Raw genomic sequence first — 21,758 nt, 5'->3', positions numbered from 1 at the left:
ATGGTATTAGCGGGATAAACGGAATTCTGCTTTACCGTTTACCGTATATGGAGACAATGAAATCTGTTCTTGGTTTAGACTTAATGACACAGCTGTTGCATCATCAAGACGAATCTGAAATGGAGACTCACCATTTAAACTTAAAGTTGATGACTGACGACCTGTCGCCAAAACTTTACCTGTTGCATCAACAATATGAACAGAAGTTGGTCGGTTAAAGTTTAACACCAATTGGTCACCCACTGTTGAGATGGTAGCCCCTTGCACAGGTAAAACTTCAACATTCGATTGATTTACTTTAGGTAAATCAGCATCTTCTTTGTTTGAAGTCCATTTTTGGACACCCATAACAAGCAATGACACAACAGCAAGAATTACAACAGCAAGAAGTGCGCGCTTTAACCATTTCTTATTACGATCACTATTAGAACCCGGGAGTTTACCCATGATTTTAATTGGCGAATTATTTAAGGCATGATTTGGTAACAGCCCAGTATCATTTGCATAAATCTCATCGAAACGCTGAATAATTGCCGTCGCGTCCGTATTTAAATATTTTGCATATGAACGGTAATAACCCTTAATGAAAGTCGCTTCCGGCAATGATTTATAGTCATCTTGCTCTAAAGCGGTCAAGGTCTTAACCGGCATATTTAAATCTGAAGAAACTTGCCCTAACTCTTTATTCTGAGCAACTCGAATTTGACGTAAATACTCACCAGGACGTTGAATATTTCCTAAAGCAGAAGTCGGTAAGCTTGAGCCAGTTGGCTGCTGTGAATTAGGATTTATTTCCATACGGCCTCAGTACTATACTGTAATTGCAAATAACGTTGATATTCTGGACTTTCCGGGAACAAAGCACGTAACTGGTTTACTAACACTTGCATTCCCATTTTATCCGCATTGGCTCGAGCCACTCTTACACCAATCCAAAGTGCTCTTGCACCCTGATTTTTCTGCCCCACTGTACGAACATATTGCTCATACATTTGTGTAGCAGCCGGAATCTGCTGCTGCAAATAAAAAATTTCCGCTAACTCTAACATTGAAATATAAGAGTCACGGTTAGCAAGGAGTGCTTGTTTGAATGTTTTTTCAGCATTCGCAACATCACCCAATTTTAAATAAATACGCCCCAGATTTTCTAATGCCTGATAGCGTTGGTCATAACCTAATGTTGCACCAGCAATACGAAATTGCTCAACCGCATCATTATAACGCTCCATTTGATATAAATAAGTACCATAATTATTATGTGCTTGAGCATTATCCGGTTCAGATGAAATTGCTCGTTTGAAATAATGTTCTGCTTTTTCTAAATTGGGTTTGCTACCTTCTTGCTGTAGCAAAATACCCATCATCATATTTGCAGTAGCATCGCGGCTATCTACACTTAAAGCTTGATCAAGAGCTCGCTTTGCTGAGTCCAAGTCACCCGAACGGATATGTTCAGCAGCAAGTTGTGCACGCACCTTTACCGCTTTCTCTGGGTCTTTTTTTTGCGTATGCGTTGTCTGACAACCACTTGCCAGAAATGCAACTGCCATCCCCATACATAAGACCGTTTTTAACTTTGGAATACTCAAAGCCTGCCCTCAATTTATCCTTGTGTACGCAAAATCTCTTGTCGCTGTGTGACTTTTTTCTGCCACTGTTCAGCACGACGGGTTCTGTCAGCCACTTGACCCACTAACTGCCCACATGCAGCGTCAATATCATCACCACGTGTTTGACGAATCGTACACACAAATCCCGCATCAGACAAAGTTTTTTGGAACGAGATAATACGATTTCGGCTTGAGCGACCATATGGCGCATGAGGGAACGGGTTAAATGGAATCAAGTTAATTTTACTTGGTAAATTTTTTAATAATTTAATCATTTGCTGTGCATGTTCAGGCTGATCATTTACGCCTTCTAACATCACATATTCAATCGTTACATGTTTACGCGTACTTTCATTACCATCTTTGGCAATATAACGCTGACATGCTGCAATTAACTGAGCCAATGGATATTTTTTATTAATTGGCACAAGCTCATTACGTAATTCATCGTTTGGCGCATGTAAAGAAATGGCTAAAGCGACATCAATGTCTTTTGCAAGCTGGTCAATTTTCGGTACAACACCCGACGTTGATAAAGTCACACGACGTTTTGACATGCCATAAGCAAAGTCATCAAGCATAATCTGCATTGAGCTTAATACGGCATCATAGTTGAGTAATGGCTCACCCATACCCATCATCACGACATTGGTCACTGAACGCTCACGCTCGGCAACAGGCACTTCTTCCATATAAGAATAGTTTGCCATCCAGAGTTGCCCAATAATTTCATCTGGCGTTAAATCACGTTGGAAACCTTGCTTACCTGTTGAACAAAATGAGCAATCTAATGCACAGCCCACTTGAGAGGAAATACAAAGTGTTTTACGTAATCCAGTTTTATCTTCGGCAGGAATTAATACAGTTTCAACTAAAGAACCTGCACCCTCACCTACGCGAAACACCCACTTACGTGTACCATCTTTTGAATAATGACGGTGAACCACTTCAGGTGCTTTAATTTCACAAATCTGCTCAAGCTTCGCACGTAGTTTGCCTGAAATATTGGTCATTTCAGCAAAGTCAGTAACAAAGTATTGATGTATCCATTTCATGACCTGTCCGGCACGAAACTTCTTCTCACCAATATCTTCAAAGAATTTTTCTAACTCAGGACGAGACATGCCGAGTAAATTCACTTTATTTTCGGCAGCAGGGATTACCGGCGTGGACGAAGATTGCTGCTGTCCATCAAGATTTTCAGATGAAACGACCACTGCAGAACTCATGTGTATTTACCTAAACCATGTCAAAAAACTGAAGATATTGTTCAAGAATCAAACAATATTCTCTTAAGAGAATAAAAAAACCAGATAAGTAGTATACCACTTATCTGGTTTGAATGCTTTCGATTAACGAGTGCGTGGGCAGATCTCGTTGTCAGCAAAGAAGTAAGCAATTTCACGCTCTGCAGAAGCAACTGAGTCAGAACCGTGAGCAGCGTTTTCGTCGATGCTTACAGCGAAGTCAGCACGGATAGTACCAGGAGCAGCTTCTTTAGGGTTTGTAGCACCTAAGATTTCACGGTGTGCAAGAACTGCGTTTTCACCTTCAAGAACAGATACTACAACTGGACCAGAAGTCATGAATGCAACTAAGTCACCAAAGAAACCACGTTCTTTATGCTCAGCATAGAAACCTTCAGCATCAGCTTGAGAAAGGTGTTTCATTTTAGTCGCAACAATTTTTAAACCCGCTTTTTCAAAACGAGCAAAAATTTCACCGATGTGGTTTTTAGACACTGCATCAGGTTTTACGATAGACAAAGTACGTTCAATAGCCATGAGTGGCTCCTTTATTTTAAGATTTAAACTTTAAAAAATTTGCCGCATTATACCGATGTCATAGGCAATAATCAGCTTTGAATGTGTAAAAGTTGCGATTTTTTCTACTGTTTTTAGCGAACTTCGTCTATCCAGGCCATCTGAATGCCTTCTAGCAATCCTTCTGTCGATTTATTTGGGTCATCGCTGAAGTCTGGCAATGCGCACACCCATGCATGTAAATCGGTAAAACGGATCCATTGCGGATCAACTTCTGGATGTGCTTCTGACAATTCAATGGCAATATCAATCGTATCTGTCCAACGTAAGCCCATAGCGGCTCCTATCTGTTTAATCTGCTAAATCACGAACTGTGTACTTTAGCAAATCCACAAACCTAATCGATAGCTTAAGCTGATAAAAATTACCGATGCTTATAAAGCAATGTTCAATAATGGCGCCACAAAAATAATCATAGCCGCGACCGCTGCACCAATTAGCGCACCAACAATCACATCACTTGGGTAATGAAGACCCAGTACCATACGAGACAAAGCGACAAGCACCATAAATGGGAACATGGCTGCAAGCAGAACTGGCTGGATGTAACCCAATACAATTGTCACCATGACCGCATGAAGTGTGTGGCCTGATGGAAAACTAAAATGATCAAGCGGTCTTTCACCGAGCACAATCACCTGATGCACCTGATAAGGACGTGGCCGCGTGGTTTTATGTTTTAAGAATTTATAAATTGCTGTGCCGACAGAACCACCTAATAACAAGTAGATGATTTGCAAACTATAGGTAATGCCTTGCATACCCCACACGATTGCCAACATTAGATACCAAAACGGACCATCACCAACACGACTGATAATTTTGAAAAAAAGGGCAACACGCTGTGAGTGAGAGAAATTGTTCAGATATAAACAGCCTCTCAAGTCTAAATCGAGTATTTTTATTTTTGCATTCTTAAATTTCATGGTCATTCTCCTATCTTAGGATACTTAGGTGAAGTCCAACGAGGGCTCCTTCACTACCTGATAAAATGCCTGCTCCAATTGCTGAACCGGAAGTTGCCAACCGCTTTGCTGTACTTTATGACAGGCTTGTACGCCCATTTCTCTAAGTTGTTGTACCGAAGGAAGCTGATAAATTTGTTGTATAAAGTGGTTTTTTTGTCCAAGTGGGCTTAACCAGCCATTCACACCATGTGTTAAGTATTGATGTGCACATGCATAATCATACGCTATAACTGGTAAACCGCTTGCCATTGCCTCTAAAACTACGTTACCAAACGTTTCAACTTGACTCGCAAATACAAATACATCTGCACTCGCATAGGCCACCGCCAAATCTTGACCTCTCAGACTTCCGGTAAAGATAACACCCTTCGCTTCAGGTAGTGACTTTAAACGAGCAAAATCTGGGCCATCTCCCACAATAACTAATTTAGTTTTATGTGGCTGAATGCTTTGCAGGTTCGCGTAACTTTCAATAAGTACTTGCACTTCTTTTTCAGGAGACAAACGCCCCACATAAAGCATAACGCGAGTATTCTCATCAGCATCCCATTGTTTTCGCAAATTTTCAGAGCGATGCTTCGGTGAAAATCTTGTTGTATCTACGCCACGCCCAACGACAACCAGTGGACAAGTAATACCGAAACCTCGTAATGCTTCTTGAGTATCTTTACTCGGCACACAAGTTACTTGAGTGTTATTGTGAAACCAGCAAAGATATTTTTGAATCGGTTTGACTAAAAAAGCCAAATCGAAGAATCGACTAAAGTCTTGAAATGGTGAATGAAAGCCACTAGAAACTGGAATAGCTTTTGCCTTAGCAGCTTGCATGGCAGTTAAACCTAATGGCCCTTCAGTCACAATGTGCACGACATCTGGGACAAACTTTTCAAAAGCTTTCGATACTTTTAAATATTGTGGCCAACCAAACTGTAAAGTTGGATACTTGGGAATCGCCTGTGACATAACCAAGCATTCTTGCTCTGGTGTAAAGTCATGGCATTTTGCTTTTTGCTCTGGGCGAATCAGTAAAATCTTATGCCCCTGTTTTTGTAAACCTTGGCATAACTGTAATAATGATAGTGCCACACCATTGATTTCGGGTGGCCAAGTTTCCGTCACAATCGCAATTTTTAAACGTGGGCGCACCAAATCATGCAATGAATGTGCATTAGATAGCTGCTGCTTTTGTTTAAAAAAGAATTGGAAGCTTTCAGGAAGTTGCTGTTGTTTTAATAGTGCTGTCGCGTATGAACTTTGCATAGCGCCATCCATCAATGTATTTATTTTCATGCTTAAAGATTAAGCAGTTTTTTTGACATTTTGATGATAAATGCATGACAGTTTACTGACATGAAAAATAAAAAAAGCATGCTGATGACAGCATGCTTTTTTCTTAAATCCTAGTAACTCTTAGCGATTTTGCAATTTTGCATAATCCATGAGCACATTAGCAGCTTCAGTAACAAAAGTTTCTTCTTCTGGTAACGCTGGACGTTGCGATGCTTTCATTTTAGCGCGAGATTCAGCTAGAGCATCTAATGAAGCTTGATAGCTTTCCCAGTTTGCAAAAGGCTTTTGACCCGTTGCAGCACGGCGTTCATTCTCTGCATCTAAAGTTTGTTTCTCTAAACCAAGCAATTCAGCACGGCGCTTATCAATATCAAGTACAACTTGTTTTTGATCACTCGTTACCTTAGCAATCGCAGTACGTTTATTTAGATATTTAAACTGAGCGTCATTGGCAACACGTTGTTCAGAGAATTGAGACAGCTTCGTAACATATGGTTGAACAGAACCTTCGCGCTTAAATGGTGCAGTAGGAATTGTGTCCCACTTCAATGCATTCTTCGATTTACGCTCACCAAACTCTTCGTTATAGATATCGACGAGTTTAATGTCTGGCACTACACCTTTATTTTGTGTACTACCACCAGTAATACGATAAAACTTACGCTGAGTTAAAGTCGCTTGACCATATGCAAGAGTATCAAGTTGTACCTGAGCTGTACCCTTACCAGTTGTTGTACTACCAATAATAATACCGCGCTCATAATCTTGAATTGCAGCAGAGTAAATCTCACTTGCTGATGCCGATGCCAAGTTCACCAATACCGCGAGTGGACCTGTATAAATTTGCTGACCACCATCGTTATCTTCAAACACGCTTACGTTGCCATTGCCATCACGAATTTGTACAACCGGACCAGACTTAATCACCTGCCCCAACATACGTGCAACTTCTTCTAATGAGCCACCTGGGTCATTACGTAAGTCAATAATAATACCTTCTACTTTCTTCGCTTTTAGCGCTTCAAAAGCATTTGCAGTATCTTCAGAGACTGAACGGTATTGTTTACCCGCACGACGTGAACGATAGTCAAAATAGAATGATGGAATTTCGATTACGCCCAATACATGCTTTTTACCATCACGTGTTACTTCAACTGTGCGTGAACGAACACCAGCATCTTCTTCCTGGATAACATCACGTACTAAAGTCACATTACGAGCCTGACTCATTGACGCACCAGCACCAAGAAGTTTTAGCGTGACTTTCGTTCCACGTTTACCACGAATGAGTCCAACAATTTCAGAACTAGTCCAGCCAATCACATCAACCATTTTCTCGCCTTCTTGGGCGACACCAATGATTCGATCTCCTGATTTCACTTGACCAGACTTACTTGCAGGACCACCTTCTACAATGGTTTCAATCTTTGTGTAATCTTCGTTGCCACGTTCTGGACGAATCGACACCCCAATACCTTCTAGTTGCAAAGTCGTTTGGCGATTAAGTTCGATCGCATCAATTGGCGGGTAATAGTTACTATGTGGATCATAGGTCGCCAACATTGCATTTAATGTTTTGTCCAAGACGTCATCGCTTTTTACACGACTAATTCTTTCAAGCTGACGTGTATAGCGTTTAGTTAACGTTTGAGCTGGCGTTAAATCTTCTGGGCCAGTTAAGTCTTGCCCATTTGCAAGTGAAGGATTCTCTTTAAGCGCTTTTTGTTTCGCCTGCTCTTCTTCACGGCTAATGGTTAAGTTGATTAACTGTGAAACCAACATTTTGCGCCAATGATTTTGTTGCTCAGCAGTCGTTTTAAAATACGGTGCTTTTTCACGATCAACTTCAATATAGCTATTTGGCTGCTTTAAATTTTGCTGTTGTTTTAACTCAGCTAACATGAACTCATAAAATTGTTTTAAGCGTTCCCGATATTGCTGATGAATTGCAAACGGTCCAGTTAAATTCCCCGCTTTTAATGAAGCACCAAAATTTGAACCATATAGTTTTTTATAATTTTGAACTTCAGAATCTAAAAATAGTGAGTGATCTGGATCAAGACTATCTAAATACATATCCAGAATACGATTTGATGTGGTCGCATCCAGACGCATATTTAAATAATGTTGACGATCAACTAAAGTTGCCAGTTGGCGAGCCACCAAAGCCTGTTCTTGCGTTGGCTGAATTGATTGAGAAACCGCAGCAGTATTGGTTGCCGCTCTCGCTTCATTCATCGTATGAGAGAAGAATAAACCGCCAGTCGCGATCGCTACTGCACAAGCTATAGTTTGAAGTTTCATAAATTTTTAATACTTCCTTGGGTGTTCCTATCTTACACGCTCTGTTTTCGATATGAACTAAGCAGATTCAAAATCTTAACCAACTAAATTGTTTATACCGTGTAGTTTTATCATATTCTGTACTGACAAAATGTAGCAAAACATTGCAAAATTCGCTTATTGTTTTTCAATCAAAATTCAAATGGAACCAATATGATTGGCGCATTGATGCTGGACATCGCCGGCACAGAACTTACTCAAGAAGATATTGAACTATTACGCGCTCCGCAAGTCGGTGGCATGATTTTATTTGCACGAAATATTGAATCTCCACAACAAGTGCGTGCTTTAACCGACCATATGCGTCAAATTCGCCCAGATATTTTGATTGCTGTTGACCAAGAAGGTGGCCGAGTTCAGCGCCTAAGATCAGGTTTCACCCTATTACCAGCCATGGGTCGTTTCGGAGAGTTATATTTAACTCAACCCCAAAAGGCTCTTCAATTAGCTGATCAATGCGGTTGGTTAATGGCAACTGAAGTTCTTGCTGTCGGCATCGATTTCAGTTTTGCGCCAGTTCTAGACCTGAATGCTATTAGTGATGTAATTGGTGACCGTGGCTTCTCTAAAAATATTGATGATATTGCCCCGCTTGCAGGCGCATTTATGCAAGGTATGAAAAAAGCCGGCATGGCAAATACAGGCAAGCACTTCCCGGGTCATGGTTCAGTAAAAGCTGACTCTCATGTTGCGGCCGCAATCGACAGTCGTAGCTATGACGAAATTTACAACCATGATATGCAAAGCTTCATTAAGCTTATGCCTCAGCTAGATGCGCTCATGCCTGCACATGTGATTTATGATCAAGTTGATCCAAATCCAGCAGGTTTTTCACCTTTCTGGATTCAAGAAGTTCTACGCAAACGTTTGAATTTTAATGGTGTACTTTTCTCTGATGACTTAAGCATGCAGGCTGCATGTGTCGCAGGTGGTGCAGATGCTCGTATTCAGGCTGCTCTAGCGGCTGGGTGTGACATGGGGCTGGTGTGTAATGATCGAAGTGCAGCCTGTATAGCGCTCGAAGGTATTACAAACTTAGCACTGCCAAATCAACAGCGTTTAGAACGCATGCGTGGCCAAATTCCACAAATTCAGATTGGTGAAACTTTATCGCTTGGAAATGAGTGGCAAGCTGTCAAAACAGCCATTGAAGAGTTTAAAAATTCATTCTAAATTACGGATACGTGGAAGCGTCATCTGCAACCTGCGTAGTTCTTAAATAAGTATTGTATTTGCAATATATAAGACAAATGGATGCATCTAACAGGTTTTGCAGATGACAATGGTTTTGGTTACTTTTCCCGAAAGAAAAGTAACTCCAACTGAAAGTTCATCTCAGAATGCTAACCTAATTGACAGGACTCCGTCATGCAGGTTCATTCAACATACCTCTTCATTGTTATGAATAATGAAGATCACAGAAAAACAATAAACCGAGTTCAGGACGAATGACACAACAACTTTCAAAACACCGCCATATTTCTTTTACTGCACACTATACCGGCTATATCTGGTACCAAATGGGGATTTCTCACGAAGCACTTGCTACAGCTAAAGGAAAATCACTGGCGTATTTGGTTCACCCGCTAGAATCATGGGCAGAAAAATATGTGGGTGGCAGCATGCGCACCACACTAAAACAACGCCACACCATGCTTGATCATCATTTAGAAAAATTAATTCAAGAAAATCCTGATTTACAAGTTCTAGAAATAGCATGTGGCCTGTCGCCACGTGGCTGGTGGTTTAGACAGCACTACCCTTCTATTACCTATCGGGAGCTTGATTTACCCGATATGGCACAAACCAAACAAAATGCACTTCAGCAAATTGAAAAAAATGCGCCTGAAGTTTTATCAGTTGATTTATTTACAGACGCTTTTGCACAAGCATTTGAAGTATTTGACCCGAACCGCCCATTGGTTGTAATTAGTGAAGGTTTAATTAATTATTTTGATAAAGATTTACTAAAACAATTGATCCAATCGATTGCTCACTATGGCGCTTCTTTTAAAAATTTTCATTATTTAACTGACCTCTACCCTGAACCTATTAAAAACAAACTCGCCAGTATTATTTGGAATAGTAGTAAGTTACTTAAAATAATGTCTCGCAGTTCTTTTAGTTTTCATTTCAAAAGTCCACAAGAGGTTAAAGACTTTTTTAAAGATACAGAGTTTGGGCAAGTTACTATTGAACAGCCACAAATATTCTTTGGGCAAGTTTCTCAAGATAACCATGAAGAGCATTTAGGGGATTTAGTCTGGATTATTCATTCTCAAATAAAATAATAAATATAAAAAATGGAAGCTCGAAATAAACGAGCTCCCATCTATAAATATATTATTAAGCTGCTTGTTTTTGACGAGCAATAAAACGGCTTAACCGATCAGCAAGCTCAAAACTACCATGTTTAAATAAAGCTCGAATACCCTGCGCTGTACTTTCAAAAATTAAGCACTCAATCGCAAAACTACCTTCTTCATCTTCTAAATGAAGTGCCAAATCGCGTGGATGGTCATTCACAAAATCAAGCTGCGAAACATCATTCATTTTTAAATACATACCGAAGAAAGTCACATCAACAATTGATACAGGGACCTGTACATCAAACTCTCTATGGGTAAGTTGAGTATGCGGTTGTAAAACTGGGACTCGCTCCTCACCACGACGTTCCATTTTTTGCATTTGGTAACGCGTCATTGGAATAATACCATCCAGATTTTGGATAGATTCACCTTTTAAAAATGAAGTGAACAAACTCATAGTTTCTTTACGACGCTGTAGCTGCGGTACATGATCTGCGTTTGCAATAAGGGCAAATTCCATATCAGGACATTGCAACGCAAAATTGGCATTTTCATGAGGCAGAGTAAAACTATCGTATTGCCCTGCTGCAACTAGCGTTTTGCACTCTGGAATAGGTACATCTGTTAAACGCAAAAGGCGATTACAGTTAATTTCATAACGCTCCCGCTCAGTCCCTGTAAATTCAGCCATTTGTCTAAAAAACAACTTCTTAGCAGTTGGTGACATACGAGTTTTATCTAATTTTGCATGATTCACCAAATACAAAATGACAGCTTGTCCAAACTCTTCCATACGGTTTTCTTGCATGAGTTTGAGCGATTCTTCCAAAATCATTCGCCAACTTTTACGAGTCTTTTGCATAACCCCCATCAAGATCATACGATCCATCAGGTCGGGACGATGATGAGCAAAACAAGAGGCAATCACAGACCCTAAAGACATTCCCATCACAGAAACTTTTTGTATTCCAACGATATCTAACCAACGTCCTAACATTTCAGATAAATCAGGTAGTTCTAAAGTTCCCGCAGATACTCCTGTATCGCGATTAGTAATTTGCTGATTTGCACCCATCGAAGGTAAATCGATTAAAATAACAGGACCACTTTCAAACAACTGTTCAACACAATATTTATAAGAATTAAAATTCTGGAAAGCACCACCAACAATCACAATCGGTGTTTTGTGAATCGTTTTTGGATCGGCAATTGCCATATATTCAATTTTCCAACCGTCAATCCATGTTGTACGAGCAGGTTGCTTAAAACTATCTCTATGGTAGATATCGAAAAAGCCAAAACCGGCATAAGCTTGGTTGATCTCCGAATCCATTTGAATAATGGAATTCATATCCTTGCTTCCTCCTTGCTGTAATTTTTTTATGCTGCAAGAGTTCCTTCTTGAACACGTAATCTTTTATGCACAAATCTTTAAAATTTGTATTAGTTTGTATTGCACAATAACATTCTAAACAATTGTCTGAAATATACGCAATCGCTGAAATGACCGCTCATCTTGTTTAAGCCGCTAATAGTTTGCAAAATATTTAAATGTTTTTTTATGGCGGTCACATTTTTCAAAAAAAGCCATTCATTGTTCCGCATTTGACTGCTACTATCTTACTCATTGGTAAATGATTAAAAAATGCTATGCAAGATTCAATTGAACAATATATGCAAAAAGTTGGGCAACAAGCACGCGAGGCCTCACGCGTCTTAACAAGTGCTTCTACCTCACTAAAAAATCATGCACTCTCTGCTATTTATACTGCTTTGGAAAATAATCAGGCAGCAATCTTGGCGGCGAATCAAATCGACATGGATAAAGGTCGTAGCAACCAGCTCGACAGTGCCTTACTTGATCGTCTTGAGCTTACGCCCGCACGCTTTAAAGGGATGTTGCAAGGTTTAAAAGATGTGATCGCGCTTGTCGATCCAATTGGGGAAATTACTGATCTTGCATATCGCCCCACAGGCATTCAAATTGGAAAAATGCGTGTACCTTTAGGTGTGGTTGGTATGATTTACGAATCACGTCCAAACGTAACACTTGAAGCTGCATCTTTAGCGATTAAATCAGGCAATGCCATTATTTTACGCGGTGGTTCAGAAGCACTCGAGTCAAATAAAGCAATCGCAGAAGCTATTAAGCATGGCTTAAAAGTTACTGGTTTACCTGAACATTCCGTGCAAGTCATTGAAACCACTGACCGTGCAGCTGTTGGTCATCTTATTACAATGGCTGAATATGTTGATGTTATTGTTCCACGTGGTGGTAAAAGCTTAATTGAGCGCGTAACCAATGAAGCGCGTATTCCTGTCATTAAACATCTTGATGGTAACTGCCATGTATTTGTTGAAGCACAGGCAGACTTGCAAAAAGCATTACCAATTACTTTAAATGCCAAAACACATCGTTATGGCGTTTGTAATGCGATGGAAACTTTGCTCGTTGATGAAAAAATTGCCGATGTTTTCTTACCGCACATTGCTGAACTGTATGCTGAAAAACAAGTTGAATTACGCGGTTGTCCAGAGACACGCCGTATTTTGGGTGCCTCTGTAAAACCTGCGACAGAAGAAGATTGGTATACCGAATATTTAGGGCCAATTCTTGCTATTAAAGTGGTTAGCGGTATTGATGAAGCAATTGACCATATCAACAAATATGGTTCACATCACACCGATGCAATTGTGACTGAAAACTACACTTTAGCTCGTCAGTTCTTGGCTCGTGTAGATTCAAGCTCAGTTGTAATCAATGCTTCAACTCGTTTTGCTGACGGTTTCGAATATGGCTTAGGAGCAGAAATTGGTATCTCTACAGATAAAATTCATGCCCGTGGTCCAGTTGGTTTAGAAGGCTTAACTTCTCAAAAATGGATTGTGTTAGGTGACGGTCAAATTCGTCAATAATTAATCTATTGGTTCAAACAAAAACGCCTGATCTTGATCAGGCGTTTTTTATTATTCAAGTTATGAGTCACTATAAAAAACCAACCCGAAGGCTGGTTTTTCTTAATCGTATATTTATTAGAAAATAAAGTCGGTATTCACAAATTTAGAGTAGTGTTCAGACACCATAGAGGCCAACATGCCTTTGCTATCATCTGTCTGTTTAGCAGCAATCATTGAACGGATCGAGAATGCACGAAGCGCATCATGCACAGACAATGTACCTTCCGCAGAATCTTTACGACCACCAAATGGGAACACATCAGGGCCACGCTGACATTGACAGTTGATGTTTACACGGCAGACCTGATGGACCAACGGATCAACTAAATGACCAATTTGCTCAGGGTCGCTACCAAAAATACTCACCTGCTGCCCATGATCAGAAGTCGTGACATATTCCAGTACAGTTTCAATGTCATCATAAACAGAGACTGGTATCACTGGACCAAACTGTTCTTCACGATACAGTCTCATCCCCTCAGTCACTGGATAAACCACGGCTGGATAGAACATTGTTTTGCAGAATTCACCACCTTCCGGATTAACTACTTGAGCCCCTTTAGCCACGGCATCTTCAATGACGTCAGTCATGTAGGCTGTACGGTGCATACCAGGTAGCGGCGTAATAAATACACCCTTTTCCCATGGCATACCAACTTTCAGTTTAGCTAGTTCAGTCGTTAAGCGGTTAACAAATTCATCGGCTATCGAGCGATGTACCATCAGCATTTTGAGCGCGGTACAACGCTGACCATTAAACGACAATGCACCCAGCAGACACTCTTTCACTGTCAGATCCAAGTCGGCATCCGGCAAAATAATAGCTGCATTCTTCGCATCCAACCCCAAAATTGCGCGCAGACGGTGAGATTTAGGGTGTTGCTTCTTCAAGTGATCAGCTACTTTACTAGAACCAATCAGTGCCAGCACATTAATTTGCCCAGATGCCAGCAAATGCGGCACCACTAAAGAACCTGGTGCATAAATGGTATTGATCACACCTTTTGGAAATGAGTCACGAAACGCTTCTAGTAATGGTTCGAACAACAAGGTCCCAAATTGAGGTGGTTTAAAAATGATGGTATTACCCATCAGCATGGCTGGGATCAGAGTCGCAAAAGTTTCATTCAGTGGGTAGTTGTATGGCCCCATACACAACACTACGCCTAGTGGAGTACGACGAATTTGACCAATCGTACCTTCAGCCATGACAAAGCGAGAGTTGGCATTATCCAGATCTTTCAGAGCATCTATCGTTTGACGCATGTAGGTAATCGTACGGTCAAACTCTTTCTCTGAATCAGCCAAGCTTTTGCCAATTTCCCACATGATCAGCTTAATGATCAGATCTCGCTGCTCCACCATGCGCTGAATAAAATTTTGCATACAGGCAATGCGCTCACCAACCTTCATCATTGGCCATTCGCCACGACCATTGTTGTAAGCTCGTACCGCTGCCTCTAACGCTTCATCACTTTCTTTTTCACCCATGACTGGATAACTACCAAGTTCAACTTGCTGTAGGCTACCGTCAGGCTGCTGAATCCAGATTGGAGATAATGTTTTCTTGGTTGCACCAGCCCACAACCTCAACTCACCATCCACTAGTGAGACACGCTGATGAATTTGAGATGGCAGACGCACACTTTCAGGAATACTGTCCTCTACTGGGAATTTATGCTGTAAATTATTTAACTGATTCATTCTTCTTAATACCTTAATTATTCGTATGTCTTTTATATATCCCCGAACTGTCCACTGTAATCAGGTCTTTTTCGGGTCAATATCACTATTATTATCCGTATTCACCTTGCTTGAACCGTAAATCACAAGGTGAATAACTTAAAGCGTTGATAATCTTTCTAGATGAATTTACCCCCGACACACATTATCAGTCATTCCTAGCTTCTGAATGACTTGCTCAATGATTTGTTCTGGTGTGAGAGCAATATCAATAGCAATTGCTTCATTCATATCAGGTTCTTCCAACGTATCTAGCTGTGTTTGTAGCAACGCTGGGTCAAAAAAATGACCAGATCTTTCTGCCAGTCTTTGCTGTAATAACTCATAAGAGCCTTTTAGGTACACAAACTTAATATTCTGATCCTGCCCTCTTAAAATATCGCGATACATTCGCTTTAAAGATGAGCATGTAAATACAGCTGTTTCACCGTCTCTTTGTTTGGTTTCAATGACCTGACGAATTGCCTGTAACCATGGCAAGCGGTCTTCATCAGTTAAAGGAATGCCTTGGCTCATCTTACTTTTATTTGCAGCTGAATGAAGCGTATCTCCATCAAGAAACTCACAAGCCAAACGCTCTGATAACAATTCACCAATTAGGGTTTTACCTGTTCCACAGACACCCATTGCAATCACAATCATGGATTACTCACCTTTAATTATAAAATAGTGCTAAGCAGTAGCGTAAAAGATAAACCCAACACTGAAATGATCGTTTCCAATACCGACCAAGTCTTGAGCGTCTGTCCCACTGTCATACCGAAATATTCTTTGATTAACCAGAATCCTGCGTCATTTACATGTGAGAAAACTAATGAACCTGAACCCGTCGCAAGCACTAAAAGTTCTGGTCTAACTGCAACACCAGCCGTAGCTGCAATTGGAGCAACAATGCTACACGCTGTAGCCATAGCCACCGTTGCAGAACCTGTTGCCAAACGAATTAATGCTGCAACAAACCAACCCAACAATAACGGCGACAGGTTTGCTTTCAACGCTGTAGAGACAATCTCATTAGAAATACCAGTATCACGCAAAATGCCGCCAAAACCACCACCTGCACCTACAATCAACATAATCCCTGCAATAGAAGCTAAACATCCACCGCAGAATTTTTCAATTTGTTCACGGTTAAAGCCCTGCATCGTACCAAAGGTAATAAAGCTGACCAGTACGGCAATGAGTAATGCGATATCAGAAGTACCAATAAAACGTAGCAAATCATTTGCGAAAGTCTGTGGTGCAAAGAACAGATCAGCCCAGCTTCCAACCAGCATTAATACTACAGGCAGCATAATTGTGAATAAGGTAATCCCAAAGCTTGGTAGCTCACGAGTTCTATTCGTATCTGCTTCAATAAACTGCTTCGCTAACGGATTATTTTCGGGCAATTTAACGTATTTATTAATCCAAAGTGCATACAATGGTCCAGCAACAATAGCTGTTGGCACACCAACGATCAGACTATAAGCAATCGTTTTACCAATATCAGCATGATAAGCCTGTACTGCCAACAATGCTGCTGGATGTGGTGGAATTAAGCCATGCACAACCGATAAACCTGCAACCATTGGCAGGCCAACAACTAATAAAGATTTGCCTGTCCGTTTAGCAATGTTGAACGCAATTGGAATGAGTAGAACGAAACCTACTTCGAAAAATACGGGAAGGCCAACAATAAGGGCAATAAACATCATAGCCCAGTGAATATTTTTCTCACCAAACCACTTAATTAAAGTAATTGCTATTCGCTCTGCACCACCAGACTCGGCCATCATTTTACCGAGCATCGTTCCGAGTGCGATTACAATCGCAAGGTGACCTAAGGTTTTACCTGTACCGGCTTCATAAGACTTAACAATATCACCCATTGGCATGCCAACAGCCAAGGCTAAACCGAGTGAAACAATAATAAGAACTAAAAATGGATAAATTCTAAACTTCGCGATCATGACCACTAAAGCAATAATCGCGATTACAGTGTAGATCAGTAACATGCCACCCTGAACCGTCTCCATGGGACACTTCTCCTTGGAATAATTATTTAGGCACACTGCCTAAACAAGGGTCTTCAACCACAGTAATTCCTACTGTTAAGACATTAAATTTTTATATTTAGGTGTGACCAGCACAAACTGGTCACATCAATACAGCCTTTAAAGCACATAGAATGCACTTCATTTTTTATAAATATTGTCTACATTTACAAAGCTCTCAACTGACTCGCAATTTGTGCCAAGCGAGTAATTTCAGCCCAGTCTTGGGCAGCTACAGTAGCTTTAGGTGTTAACCATGAACCACCTACACAAACCACGTTAGGTTGTTTTAAGAAATCTGGCGCTGACTCTGCCGTAATTCCACCAGTCGGACAAAAGCGCAAGTTTGGAAATGGACCATAAAATGCTTTTAGCATCTCAACGCCACCTGCTTGTTGAGCTGGGAAGAACTTCACAATGTCATAACCCAATTCAATCGCTTGAATCAGGTCACTTGGTGTCATCACACCAGGCAATAGAGGTAAACCAGCATCTTGCGCAGCCAAATGCAGATCTTTAGTCAAACCAGGAGATACCCCAAATTGAGCGCCTGCTTTTTTGGCTTGAGCACAGTGTTCTGGTTTGGTAATTGTTCCTACACCCACCACAATGTCATCAGCCAATTGGCTAGCACGCTCGATAGCAGCAAGACCAGCAGCGGTACGTAAGGTAATTTCAAGGACTTTCACGCCACCTGCATGTAAAGCACGTGATACATCCTCACCTTGCTCGGCAGAATCAAATGCCAATACAGGGATGACTGGGCCTAATTTGACGATATCTTCAATTTTAATCATTATTTTTCAGTTCCTTTGATTCAAATCTGCTCTGGTGAATTTTCACCAACCAATGCACCAAACACAGATGCTCCATGTTCAGCTGGCGCAGCAGCAGCACGGAAAACACCAAATAATTCACGGCCAAAGCCAACTTCGTTTTCTGCCTGATGTTCTGGCTGTGCAACAGGGCGCGACTGCCATACAACGTCATCTATTTCGACATCAAGTACACCAGCTTCAGCATCAATGATTAACATATCGCCTGTTTGAACTTTAGCAATCGGCCCATTTAATAAGGCTTCAGGAGATAAATGAATGACCGCCGGAACTTTACCTGAAGCACCAGACATACGGCCATCAGTGACTAAAGCAACATGGAAACCTTGATCTTGTAAAACCCCCAACACAGGCGTTAAACGATGCAATTCAGGCATACCATTCGCACGTGCACCCTGGAAACGAACAACCGCAATAAAGTCTCTGTGTAATTCACCACGATCAAATGCAGCTTGCACTGCTTCTTGCGAATCAAACACAATTGCTGGAGCTTTAACTTTGCGATGTTCTGGCGCAACAGCAGAAATCTTGATTACGCCACGGCCAAGGCGACCCTGCATTAAACGCAAGCCACCATCTGCTTGAAACGGCGCATCAATGCTACGTAAAACTTTGTCATCAAGGCTTTGAACCACACCGTCAACCCAAGTGAGCTTACCATCAATCAGTTTCGGTTCTTTGGTGTAATGCTGCAAACCTTTACCAGCTACAGTCGTTACATCGTTATGTAATAAGCCAGCTTCAAGTAGATTACGAATGAGGAAAGCTACTCCACCCGCAGCTTGGAAATGGTTTACATCCGCCTTACCATTTGGATAGATTTTTGCGAGTAATGGAACAACAGCCGACAACTCATCGAAGTCATCCCAGTCAATCAAGATGCCAGCGGCACGAGCAATCGCAATCAAATGCAAAGTATGGTTCGTTGAACCACCTGTAGCGAGTAACGCCACAATACCGTTTATAATTGCTTTTTCATCGACAACATGACCAATCGGCGTGTAGTTTCCACGCTCAACTGTCAAATCAAGTACACGAATCGCAGCTTCTGCGGTGAGTGCATCACGTAATGGTGTATGAGGATGAACAAATGCAGCACTTGGCAAATGCAAACCCATGACTTCCATCAGCATCTGATTACTGTTGGCTGTACCATAAAAAGTACAAGTCCCTTGTCCATGATAAGCAGCTGACTCAGCTTCTAACAAAGCATCTCGTCCAACCTGCCCCGTTGCAAATTGCTGACGAATTTTGGCTTTCTCATCGTTAGATAGACCACTGGTCATTGGTCCAGCTGGCACAAAAATAGTAGGTAAATAGCCAAACTGCAAAGCACCAATGAGCAAGCCCGGCACGATCTTATCGCAAACCCCAAGACATAAAGCTGCGTCAAACATGTTATGAGACAATGCAATCGCTGTACTCATCGCAATGGTTTCACGAGAAAACAATGATAGTTCCATGCCAGCATTACCTTGGGTAATACCGTCACACATCGCAGGAACGCCACCTGCAAATTGTGCTACGCCACCATTTTCGCGAGCGGCACTTTTAATTAAATCTGGAAATGTTTTATAAGGTGCGTGCGCCGACAGCATTTCGTTATACGAAGATACGATGCCAATATTTGGTTCACGGCCTACTTTAATAATTAATTTTTCATTATCGTCCATACTGGCAAAACCATGAGCCAGATTGGCACATGAAAGTGCTCCACGGGCAGGAAATTTGCCTTGTGCATGTTCAATACGTTGTAAATATGCAGAACGAGTTTTTTGACTACGTGCTATTACACGCTCGGTCACTTTTGCCAATATTGGATTCGGCAAGTCCATGCTGGACGCTCCTGTACAACCGGATAAGCCGGAACATAAAAAATAGACCAAATGATATATTTCATAATCATTTGGTAAGGGGGAGGAACAATATTATTAAGGCAAAAAGCGACATGCAAGCCCTAGTCAACTTTACGGGAATACCCAAGCATGAGTATTAAAGACAAATAATGTTTAAGTTATAAACAAGTGAAGGGTTTTATTTTGGACTATATTTACAGGTATATTACACTCTAAAAACTATGAGAAAATTCTCATAATATCAATGCAATGAAATATCTTTATAAATGTACAGATACCGACTTTTTATAATAAGTTTTATATTAAAAATGTTTATGATTTATTCTTTTTAACTTATATATAAGCGATTAAAATTTAATTCCAGTTACGTATATTATTTGTAATATATCCATCGGGTTTGATTAAAATAACAGCAATTCTTTTTCTTTTAAAAATTTATACCGAATATTTGAAAATTACATTAATTCAAAATTTACCTTTCATAAATATATACAAAAAACTGTTTAATTCTTCTACAAAAAAACAAGGAATACAGTGGTTAAGCTTTATACTGGACAGATATTAGTTGCAAATAATTTGATGGTCGATAGTTCTTAAGTCTAATGGGCTAAAGTCTATCTTGGACAGAAAAACAACACATGCTAAAACATGACAACCCGTTCAATCTGTATCAAAAAATAATACATCTTGAACAGGAAGTTAGGAAAACTATTTTAAATCAGGACTTGGGTATTTCAACGTGGCTACATCAGTATTAGTTATCAATTGCGGCTCTTCATCTATTAAATACGCACTGGTTTCAGAGCGTCGTGAAGATCGTATTTACGGTTTAGCAGAAAACTTGGGGGCAGCTGATGCTCGTATTAAGGGAATTACAGTAGGTGGTGAACCACTTGAACTTTCAATCCCTTATGCTGACCATGCCAAAGCTTTAGAAACTTTACTTGCACGTCTTGCCAACTACAAACCGCAGGCAATCGGACATCGTGTTGTACACGGTGGCAGTTTAACCAAAGCAGAATTACTCACTCCTGAAATTATCGAACGTATTCGTGCTGCGACACCTTTAGCCCCACTTCACAACCCAGCACATTTAATTGGTATTGACGCAACCGTACGTCTATTTCCTGAATTACCTCAAGTTGCCGTATTCGACACTGCCTTCCATCAAACCATGCCACCACATGCATACCGTTATGCAATTCCTAAGTTTTTATATACTGACCACAACGTCCGCCGTTATGGCTTCCATGGTACAAGCCATGCTTATGTATCTGACAAAGCGAGTGAGCTAGCAGGTAACCTGAAAAAGGGTGGATGGTTAACAGCGCACCTAGGAAACGGCAGTTCAACTTGCGCAGTATGGAATGGACAAAGTGTTGATACCTCTATGGGTCTTACTCCACTTGAAGGTGTGGTAATGGGAACGCGTAGTGGTGACGTTGATCCAAGCTTACACAGCTTCCTTGCCAAAAACCTCGGTTGGGACTTAGCAAAAATTGATAAAGTTTTAAATAACGAAAGTGGCTTACTTGGCTTATCGCAATTGTCTAACGACATGCGTACAGTGATTGAAGCGGCTGAAAATGGTAATGAAGATGCTTGTCTTGCAATTGAAGTGTTTAGCTATCGCCTTGCAAAATCACTTGCTGCATTAAGCTGTGGTTTACCAACTTTAGACGGCTTAATCTTCACGGGCGGTATTGGCGAGAACTCAGCCTATATTCGTGAAAAAACCTTAGCTTATTTACCTCATTTTGGTTTGCAGCTTGATAAAGATCAAAACAATAACTTAAAGCGTGGCACCGAAGGTCGAATCGACAATGGAACAGGTCCTCAAATTTGGGTCATTCCTACAGACGAAGAAGGCCGTATTGCCAAAGAAACTCGTCAAGTTGTTGAAGCGGCAGAAAATACAGCATCTGTAGCAAGCCTTGCTTAATCAGATCCTAGCGAAAACTCGATATTCGTTTATTTATAGGTTTA

At 40.8% G+C, this 21,758-nt stretch carries 19 protein-coding genes; 5 read left to right on the top strand and 14 right to left on the bottom strand.

Features of this window, described 5'->3' with window-relative positions:
• Positions 1 to 6: 6 nt before the first annotated feature.
• The 8 genes from HJG58_RS01150 to HJG58_RS01115 form a co-directional block, all read right to left on the bottom strand.
• Complete coding sequence (locus HJG58_RS01150) at positions 7 to 798, bottom strand: helix-turn-helix domain-containing protein (RefSeq protein ID WP_170247643.1); 792 nt, start codon at positions 796 to 798, stop codon at positions 7 to 9.
• Positions 789 to 1,589, bottom strand: a complete 801-nt coding sequence (pilW, locus tag HJG58_RS01145) for a type IV pilus biogenesis/stability protein PilW (RefSeq protein WP_216076484.1) — start codon at positions 1,587 to 1,589, stop codon at positions 789 to 791. Before pilW ends, HJG58_RS01150 begins: the two co-directional genes overlap by 10 nt.
• 14 nt (positions 1,590 to 1,603) lie before the next feature.
• Positions 1,604 to 2,839 (bottom strand): dual-specificity RNA methyltransferase RlmN, encoded by a 1,236-nt coding sequence (rlmN, locus tag HJG58_RS01140; protein WP_002115097.1) that lies wholly within the window; start codon positions 2,837 to 2,839, stop codon positions 1,604 to 1,606.
• Positions 2,840 to 2,962: 123 nt separating this feature from the next.
• Positions 2,963 to 3,394 carry a nucleoside-diphosphate kinase gene (gene ndk, locus HJG58_RS01135; RefSeq protein ID WP_000963851.1) on the bottom strand — a complete coding sequence of 144 codons (432 nt, stop codon included), beginning with the start codon at positions 3,392 to 3,394 and terminating at the stop codon, positions 2,963 to 2,965.
• Positions 3,395 to 3,507: 113 nt separating this feature from the next.
• Positions 3,508 to 3,708, bottom strand: a complete 201-nt coding sequence (iscX, locus tag HJG58_RS01130) for a Fe-S cluster assembly protein IscX (RefSeq protein WP_004698764.1) — start codon at positions 3,706 to 3,708, stop codon at positions 3,508 to 3,510.
• A gap of 99 nt (positions 3,709 to 3,807) precedes the next feature.
• Positions 3,808 to 4,359, bottom strand: coding sequence for a phosphatase PAP2 family protein (locus HJG58_RS01125; protein ID WP_032054389.1), 552 nt, complete (start codon positions 4,357 to 4,359; stop codon positions 3,808 to 3,810).
• A gap of 24 nt (positions 4,360 to 4,383) precedes the next feature.
• Entirely contained in the window at positions 4,384 to 5,673 is a 1,290-nt protein-coding gene (locus HJG58_RS01120; RefSeq protein ID WP_130173286.1) for a glycosyltransferase family 4 protein, read from the bottom strand.
• A 138-nt stretch (positions 5,674 to 5,811) separates the two neighbouring features.
• Positions 5,812 to 7,995, bottom strand: a complete 2,184-nt coding sequence (locus tag HJG58_RS01115) for a carboxy terminal-processing peptidase (protein ID WP_086265035.1) — start codon at positions 7,993 to 7,995, stop codon at positions 5,812 to 5,814.
• A gap of 192 nt (positions 7,996 to 8,187) precedes the next feature.
• Between HJG58_RS01115 and nagZ the strand changes: the two genes are divergently transcribed.
• Together nagZ and HJG58_RS01105 are read left to right on the top strand one after the other, a co-directional pair.
• Entirely contained in the window at positions 8,188 to 9,207 is a 1,020-nt protein-coding gene (gene nagZ, locus HJG58_RS01110; RefSeq protein WP_170247642.1) for a beta-N-acetylhexosaminidase, read from the top strand.
• A gap of 275 nt (positions 9,208 to 9,482) precedes the next feature.
• Positions 9,483 to 10,325, top strand: a complete 843-nt coding sequence (locus HJG58_RS01105; RefSeq protein ID WP_170247641.1) for a class I SAM-dependent methyltransferase — start codon at positions 9,483 to 9,485, stop codon at positions 10,323 to 10,325.
• Between the two features lie 55 nt (positions 10,326 to 10,380).
• On the opposite strand, the gene HJG58_RS01100 is transcribed toward HJG58_RS01105, so the two are convergent.
• Positions 10,381 to 11,694, bottom strand: coding sequence for an alpha/beta fold hydrolase (locus HJG58_RS01100; protein WP_216076483.1), 1,314 nt, complete (start codon positions 11,692 to 11,694; stop codon positions 10,381 to 10,383).
• A gap of 299 nt (positions 11,695 to 11,993) precedes the next feature.
• Here HJG58_RS01100 and HJG58_RS01095 point away from each other — a divergent pair, with 299 nt between their 5' ends.
• Positions 11,994 to 13,259: a glutamate-5-semialdehyde dehydrogenase gene (locus HJG58_RS01095; protein WP_170247640.1), complete on the top strand. Its 1,266-nt coding sequence runs from the start codon at positions 11,994 to 11,996 to the stop codon at positions 13,257 to 13,259.
• Between the two features lie 117 nt (positions 13,260 to 13,376).
• Here HJG58_RS01095 and HJG58_RS01090 read toward each other — a convergent pair whose 3' ends face one another.
• From HJG58_RS01090 to edd, 5 genes are all read right to left on the bottom strand, one after another.
• Positions 13,377 to 15,005 (bottom strand): NADP-dependent glyceraldehyde-3-phosphate dehydrogenase, encoded by a 1,629-nt coding sequence (locus HJG58_RS01090; protein ID WP_170247639.1) that lies wholly within the window; start codon positions 15,003 to 15,005, stop codon positions 13,377 to 13,379.
• 168 nt (positions 15,006 to 15,173) lie between these two features.
• Positions 15,174 to 15,686, bottom strand: a complete 513-nt coding sequence (locus HJG58_RS01085; RefSeq protein ID WP_170247638.1) for a gluconokinase — start codon at positions 15,684 to 15,686, stop codon at positions 15,174 to 15,176.
• 17 nt (positions 15,687 to 15,703) lie between these two features.
• The gene (locus tag HJG58_RS01080) at positions 15,704 to 17,062 is read right to left on the bottom strand and encodes a GntT/GntP/DsdX family permease (protein WP_002115035.1); all 1,359 of its coding nucleotides are present in this window, start codon (positions 17,060 to 17,062) and stop codon (positions 15,704 to 15,706) included.
• Positions 17,063 to 17,247: 185 nt separating this feature from the next.
• Complete coding sequence (gene eda, locus HJG58_RS01075) at positions 17,248 to 17,877, bottom strand: bifunctional 4-hydroxy-2-oxoglutarate aldolase/2-dehydro-3-deoxy-phosphogluconate aldolase (RefSeq protein WP_009390833.1); 630 nt, start codon at positions 17,875 to 17,877, stop codon at positions 17,248 to 17,250.
• A 20-nt stretch (positions 17,878 to 17,897) separates the two neighbouring features.
• On the bottom strand, positions 17,898 to 19,751 hold the full coding sequence (gene edd / locus HJG58_RS01070; protein WP_170247637.1) for a phosphogluconate dehydratase: 1,854 nt from the start codon (positions 19,749 to 19,751) through the stop codon (positions 17,898 to 17,900).
• A gap of 659 nt (positions 19,752 to 20,410) precedes the next feature.
• Here edd and HJG58_RS18845 point away from each other — a divergent pair.
• The gene (locus HJG58_RS18845) at positions 20,411 to 20,530 is read left to right on the top strand and encodes a hypothetical protein (protein WP_079380912.1); all 120 of its coding nucleotides are present in this window, start codon (positions 20,411 to 20,413) and stop codon (positions 20,528 to 20,530) included.
• Positions 20,512 to 21,714 (top strand): acetate/propionate family kinase, encoded by a 1,203-nt coding sequence (locus HJG58_RS01060; RefSeq protein ID WP_005079149.1) that lies wholly within the window; start codon positions 20,512 to 20,514, stop codon positions 21,712 to 21,714. The genes HJG58_RS18845 and HJG58_RS01060 overlap by 19 nt, the downstream gene beginning before the upstream one ends.
• Positions 21,715 to 21,758 lie beyond the last annotated feature (44 nt).

Source organism: Acinetobacter geminorum (assembly GCF_013009345.1).
In the GTDB taxonomy this organism is placed as follows: Bacteria; Pseudomonadota; Gammaproteobacteria; order Pseudomonadales; family Moraxellaceae; genus Acinetobacter; species Acinetobacter geminorum.
Note: the sequence above shows the minus strand (reverse complement) of the source record. Positions and strands in the feature narration are given on the sequence as shown.

Bases quoted from the DNA above. Each gene is read 5' to 3' on its own strand.
- HJG58_RS01150 (WP_170247643.1), bottom strand. From the start codon at position 798: ATGGAAATAAATCCTAATTCACAGCAGCCAACTGGCTCAAGCTTACCG.
- rlmN (WP_002115097.1), bottom strand. From the start codon at position 2,839: ATGAGTTCTGCAGTGGTCGTTTCATCTGAAAATCTTGATGGACAGCAG.
- ndk (WP_000963851.1), bottom strand. From the start codon at position 3,394: ATGGCTATTGAACGTACTTTGTCTATCGTAAAACCTGATGCAGTGTCT.
- iscX (WP_004698764.1), bottom strand. From the start codon at position 3,708: ATGGGCTTACGTTGGACAGATACGATTGATATTGCCATTGAATTGTCA.
- HJG58_RS01125 (WP_032054389.1), bottom strand. From the start codon at position 4,359: ATGAAATTTAAGAATGCAAAAATAAAAATACTCGATTTAGACTTGAGA.
- HJG58_RS01120 (WP_130173286.1), bottom strand. From the start codon at position 5,673: ATGGATGGCGCTATGCAAAGTTCATACGCGACAGCACTATTAAAACAA.
- HJG58_RS01115 (WP_086265035.1), bottom strand. From the start codon at position 7,995: ATGAAACTTCAAACTATAGCTTGTGCAGTAGCGATCGCGACTGGCGGT.
- nagZ (WP_170247642.1), top strand. From the start codon at position 8,188: ATGATTGGCGCATTGATGCTGGACATCGCCGGCACAGAACTTACTCAA.
- HJG58_RS01105 (WP_170247641.1), top strand. From the start codon at position 9,483: ATGACACAACAACTTTCAAAACACCGCCATATTTCTTTTACTGCACAC.
- HJG58_RS01100 (WP_216076483.1), bottom strand. From the start codon at position 11,694: ATGAATTCCATTATTCAAATGGATTCGGAGATCAACCAAGCTTATGCC.
- HJG58_RS01095 (WP_170247640.1), top strand. From the start codon at position 11,994: ATGCAAGATTCAATTGAACAATATATGCAAAAAGTTGGGCAACAAGCA.
- HJG58_RS01090 (WP_170247639.1), bottom strand. From the start codon at position 15,005: ATGAATCAGTTAAATAATTTACAGCATAAATTCCCAGTAGAGGACAGT.
- HJG58_RS01085 (WP_170247638.1), bottom strand. From the start codon at position 15,686: ATGATTGTGATTGCAATGGGTGTCTGTGGAACAGGTAAAACCCTAATT.
- HJG58_RS01080 (WP_002115035.1), bottom strand. From the start codon at position 17,062: ATGGAGACGGTTCAGGGTGGCATGTTACTGATCTACACTGTAATCGCG.
- eda (WP_009390833.1), bottom strand. From the start codon at position 17,877: ATGATTAAAATTGAAGATATCGTCAAATTAGGCCCAGTCATCCCTGTA.
- edd (WP_170247637.1), bottom strand. From the start codon at position 19,751: ATGGACTTGCCGAATCCAATATTGGCAAAAGTGACCGAGCGTGTAATA.
- HJG58_RS18845 (WP_079380912.1), top strand. From the start codon at position 20,411: ATGCTAAAACATGACAACCCGTTCAATCTGTATCAAAAAATAATACAT.